The sequence below is a fragment of the Pseudoduganella sp. RAF53_2 genome (assembly GCF_052113985.1).
Lineage (GTDB): Bacteria > Pseudomonadota > Gammaproteobacteria > Burkholderiales > Burkholderiaceae_D > Rugamonas.
In genome coordinates this window covers 1-4,320 of record NZ_JBFRDW010000529.1, presented here as the reverse complement: position 1 = coordinate 4,320, position 4,320 = coordinate 1, and the positions used below count along the sequence as shown (strand labels likewise).

General features: G+C 60.9%; 6 protein-coding genes. 4 read left to right on the top strand and 2 right to left on the bottom strand.

What is annotated here, in order from left to right:
* The 4 genes from rpsI to erpA all read left to right on the top strand — a co-directional run.
* A partial coding sequence (gene rpsI, locus AB4Z11_RS24655) for a 30S ribosomal protein S9 (RefSeq protein ID WP_442028373.1) occupies positions 1-263 on the top strand: 263 nt, incomplete at its 5' end.
* Positions 264-401: 138 nt separating this feature from the next.
* The gene (gene argC, locus AB4Z11_RS24650) at positions 402-1,433 is read left to right on the top strand and encodes an N-acetyl-gamma-glutamyl-phosphate reductase (protein WP_442028371.1); all 1,032 of its coding nucleotides are present in this window, start codon (positions 402-404) and stop codon (positions 1,431-1,433) included.
* Positions 1,434-2,165: a DUF6776 family protein gene (locus AB4Z11_RS24645; RefSeq protein WP_442028370.1), complete on the top strand. Its 732-nt coding sequence runs from the start codon at positions 1,434-1,436 to the stop codon at positions 2,163-2,165.
* A 31-nt stretch (positions 2,166-2,196) separates the two neighbouring features.
* A complete protein-coding gene (erpA, locus tag AB4Z11_RS24640; RefSeq protein ID WP_442028368.1) occupies positions 2,197-2,559 on the top strand; it encodes an iron-sulfur cluster insertion protein ErpA in 363 nt (120 codons plus the stop codon).
* An 86-nt stretch (positions 2,560-2,645) separates the two neighbouring features.
* Here erpA and AB4Z11_RS24635 read toward each other — a convergent pair whose 3' ends face one another.
* Both AB4Z11_RS24635 and AB4Z11_RS24630 read right to left on the bottom strand, forming a co-directional pair.
* Entirely contained in the window at positions 2,646-3,737 is a 1,092-nt protein-coding gene (locus AB4Z11_RS24635; RefSeq protein ID WP_442028366.1) for an anhydro-N-acetylmuramic acid kinase, read from the bottom strand.
* A gap of 135 nt (positions 3,738-3,872) precedes the next feature.
* Positions 3,873-4,320: M23 family metallopeptidase (locus AB4Z11_RS24630; RefSeq protein WP_442028365.1), on the bottom strand; the 448-nt coding region annotated here is incomplete at its 5' end.

Genomic DNA, 4,320 nt, shown 5'->3' with positions numbered 1-4,320 from the left:
GCCTGATGGTGATCCGTCAGCCGCTGGAACTGACCGGCAACGTCGAGCGTTTCGACATCAAGGTAAACGTGCATGGCGGCGGTGAGTCCGGCCAGGCAGGTGCAGTGCGCCACGGTATCACCCGCGCTCTGATCGACTACGATGCAGGTCTGAAGGGCGATCTGGCCCGCGCCGGCTTCGTAACCCGTGACGCTCGTGAAGTTGAGCGTAAAAAAGTGGGTCTGCGCAAAGCACGTCGCGCAAAGCAGTTCTCGAAGCGTTAATTCGTTTCTTACAGCGCTCGACGCTGTGCAAAAGGCCGCTGGTTTACTCCAGCGGCTTTTTTTCCATCTGGCGCACCAATTTTTCAACGCTGATAAAATGGGCGCCTCAAACAACCCCATATTTTGCAAGGAAAGAACATGATCAAAGTTGGCATCGTCGGCGGCACCGGTTACACCGGAGTGGAACTGCTGCGATTGTTGGCCGTCCACCCTCAAGTGCAGCTGACGGCAATTACGTCGCGCAAGGAAGATGGCCTGCCAGTAGCTGACATGTATCCTTCCCTGCGCGGTCGCGTGAACCTGGCGTTCTCGGCGCCGGACAAGGTCGACCTGACCCAGTGCGACGTGGTGTTCTTTGCCACCCCGCATGGCGTCGCCATGGCCCAGGCGCCTGATCTGCTGGCCAAAGGCGTGAAAGTGATCGACCTGGCTGCCGACTTCCGCATCAAGGACCGCGCCGTCTTCGAAAAGACGTACAAGATCGACCACACCGCGCCTGAGCTGCTGGAGCAAGCCGTGTACGGCCTGCCGGAGCTGAACCGCGAAGACATCAAGCAAGCCAATCTGATCGCCAACCCGGGCTGCTATCCGACCACCATGCAGCTGGGCTTTGTGCCGCTGCTGAAGGCCGGCCTGATCGATGCGGGCCATCTGATCGCCGACTGTAAATCCGGCGTGTCCGGTGCTGGCCGCAAGGCCGAGATCGGCATTCTGTTCTCTGAATCGTCCGACAACTTCAAGGCTTACGGCGTGGGCGGCCACCGCCACACCCCGGAAACCGCAGCCCAGCTGCAGCGTTTCACTTCGGACAAAGTCAACCTGATCTTCACGCCGCACCTGGTGCCGATGATCCGTGGCATGCATTCGACCCTGTATGGCCGCCTGACCAAGGAAATCTCGAATGAAGAGCTGCAGAAGCTGTTCGAAGACAGCTACAAGGATCAGCCGTTCGTGGATGTGATGCCGTTCGGCTCGCATCCGGAAACCCGCTCCACCCGCGGCGCCAATATGCTGCGCCTGGCCCTGCATCGCCACGGCGACACCGTGATCGTGCTGGTGGTGCAGGACAATCTGGTCAAAGGCGCGTCCGGCCAGGCCGTGCAGTGTATGAATCTGATGTTCGGCCTGTCGGAAGGCATGGGCCTGGAAACCATCGCCCTGATGCCGTAAGTGACGACTGTAGAAGAGGTGCGCGCGCCGTTGCTGGCGCGTGTGCTGGGTATTTCCGCCGTTCTGGTGATGGGTGGCGTGCTGATTGTCTGGGGCGTCGATCTGGGCAAGCGCCTGATGGGTGTCAGTTCGGGCGAGTCCGGGCCGGCGGTATCGAAGCAGTTGGCGGCCACCGAAGTCGAACTGGCGCGGATGACGGCTGAGCGCGATGCGCTGGAAGAAAAGCTGAAGGCGGCCCAGGCTGCTTCTGCTTCTGCCGGTGCAACGGCTTCCGCGTCCGCCAGCACTGCGTTCAACGGCGTGGCCGAGGGCGAGCTGGAGAAAATGACGGCCGACCTGGCGTTGCTGGAATCGGTGCTGCCGCCGGTGGCGAAAGGCGAAGGCCTGATCATCCGTGGCATGCAAGCGCGCATGGCCTCGCCGAAGCTGTTGCATTACACGGTTTTGCTCTCATATGGGACGAAGAAAACCCATCCATCGTTCGAAGGCCGGCTGAAGCTGGCGGTGACGGTGAAGATCGATGGCAAGAAATCCGTGCTGGAGTTCCCCAAAGAGGGAGCTGAACGTTACGACATCAAGGTGGCGCGTTATCAGCGGGTCGACGGAACGCTGGAACTGCCGGACGGAGCGGAAGCGCTGTCGGCAAAAGTCACGATGTCGGAAAAAGGTAAAGTTGTTGTATCCGAAACAACAACAGTGGTACAAAGCGGCCAGCCACGGCTTGGTCTATAATGGTTCAACTGAATTTAGCTAGGAGTAACACATGACTGCAGTAGCCGAAGCGCAAGACGTAATCCCAGCGCCGATCGTATTCACCGATGCGGCCGCTGAAAAAGTAGCGCAACTGATCGAAGAAGAGGGCAATCCTGACCTGAAACTGCGCGTATTCGTGCAGGGCGGCGGCTGCTCCGGCTTCCAGTATGGCTTCACCTTCGACGAAATCGTGAACGAAGACGACACCACGATGATGAAGAACGGCGTCCAGCTGCTGATCGACTCGATGAGCTACCAGTACCTGGTGGGCGCTGAGATCGACTACAAGGACGACCTGGAAGGCGCGCAATTCGTGATCAAGAACCCGCAAGCCACCTCGACCTGCGGCTGCGGCTCCTCCTTCAGCGTTTAACGCGCCCGGGGCGCCTCCGCGCGCCCCAGCACCCTGGGGGCAACCCTGGGGTCAGATCCGACATTCGGACATTTTCGCGACCCTGCTTAACGCGGGTACAGCGCTCCCAGTACGCGCTCGCCCCGCGCTCCCGTCACAGCCGGCAGATTGCCCGGCTGACGCTCCCCAAATCTGAATGCCAGCCAGGCGAACGCCAGCGCTTCCACGCGGTTTGGCGGCACGCCTAGCGCATCTGTTGAATTCACCGTAACGTTGCTGCCCAGCTCGGCTTCCAGCTCGCGCTTGAGCGTGGCATTGTAAGCGCCCCCGCCGCAGAGGTAGACGGCGTCGGTCTTGTATTCCTTGATGGCGTTGGCCAGGCTGACGGCGGTAAGGCGGGTGAGCGTGAACATGACATCTTCGGGCGCAGCGCCGGCGAAGGGGCGCAGCTTGTCGTCGAGCCAGTCGGCGTGGAAGAGGTCGCGGCCGGTGGACTTCGGCGCTGGCTGGGCGAAGTAGGGCTCGGATAACAACACTGACAGCAGGCCAGGTACCTCCTTGCCAGTGGCGGCCCAGGCGCCGTCCGCATCATATTCCTTGCCTTGATGACGGTCGATCCAGGCATCCATCAGCACATTGCCGGGGCCGGTGTCGAAACCGGTGACCTGGCCATTCGCATGCAGCACCGAGATATTGCCGATACCGCCGATATTCGCCAGCACGCGCGTTTGCCCCTTTTCCCCGAACATGGCGTGGTGAAAAGCGGGAACGAGCGGGGCGCCTTGTCCACCCGCGGCGATATCCCGGCTGCGAAAATCGGCGATTACGTCAATGCCGCACAGCTCGGCCACCAGGGCGGGATTATTGGTTTGCCGCGTGAAGCCCAGCTCCGGACGATGGCGAATGGTCTGGCCATGCACGCCCACTGCGCGCACGTCGGCCGCTTTCATATCACCTTTGACCAGTAACTCGGYCACGCACTCGGCATAGATCGCTGCCAGCTGATTCGCTGCCAGCGCTTCGCGTTCGAGTTCGTTGGGAGACGCGGCCTGCAAGGCCATCAGTTCAGCGCGCAGTGCTGCGGGAAAGGCCACATAGGCCGCGGACATGGTGCGCGCGGCGCCTGCCCAAAAGTCCACCAGCACGCCATCCACGCCGTCGAGGCTGGTGCCCGACATCAGACCGATATATAAGCTCATGCAGATCTCCGCGACAAAGTGCACCTATTGTGCACGATGTCGGGGGAGCTACAAAAGAAAGAGTCTCAAAAATGTCCGAATGTCGGATCTGACCCCAGGGTCGAATGTCGGATCTGACCCCAGGGTGGAGGGCGGTTATTTGGCGGCGAGGGTGCTGACGGAGCCGGCGGGGCGCAGCAGGGCGAAGCGATGGATCATGTCGCCAGCCACGGATTTGAAGCGGGACATTTCAGCAGCCGTCAGCGGGGCCTGGGCCTGGATGTTCAGGTTGCCTGGATCTTTGGCTTCACCCGCCACACGGAACTCGTAGTGCAAGTGAGCGCCAGTCGACCAGCCGGTGGTGCCAACATAACCAATCACATCGCCTTGCGACACTTTCTGACCCTTCTTCAGGCCGGACGCAAAGCGGCTCATGTGCGCATACGCGGTGGTGTAGTTATTCCAGTGCTTCAGCACGACCACATTGCCGTAGCCGCCTTGTACACCAGCGAAATCAACCGTACCATCGCCCGCCGCGCGGATCGGGGTGCCGATCGCTGCCGCGAAGTCGATGCCTTTGTGCTGCTTCCACTGGCCCKAAATC

Bases quoted from the DNA above. Each gene is read 5' to 3' on its own strand.
- argC (WP_442028371.1), top strand. From the start codon at position 402: ATGATCAAAGTTGGCATCGTCGGCGGCACCGGTTACACCGGAGTGGAA.
- erpA (WP_442028368.1), top strand. From the start codon at position 2,197: ATGACTGCAGTAGCCGAAGCGCAAGACGTAATCCCAGCGCCGATCGTA.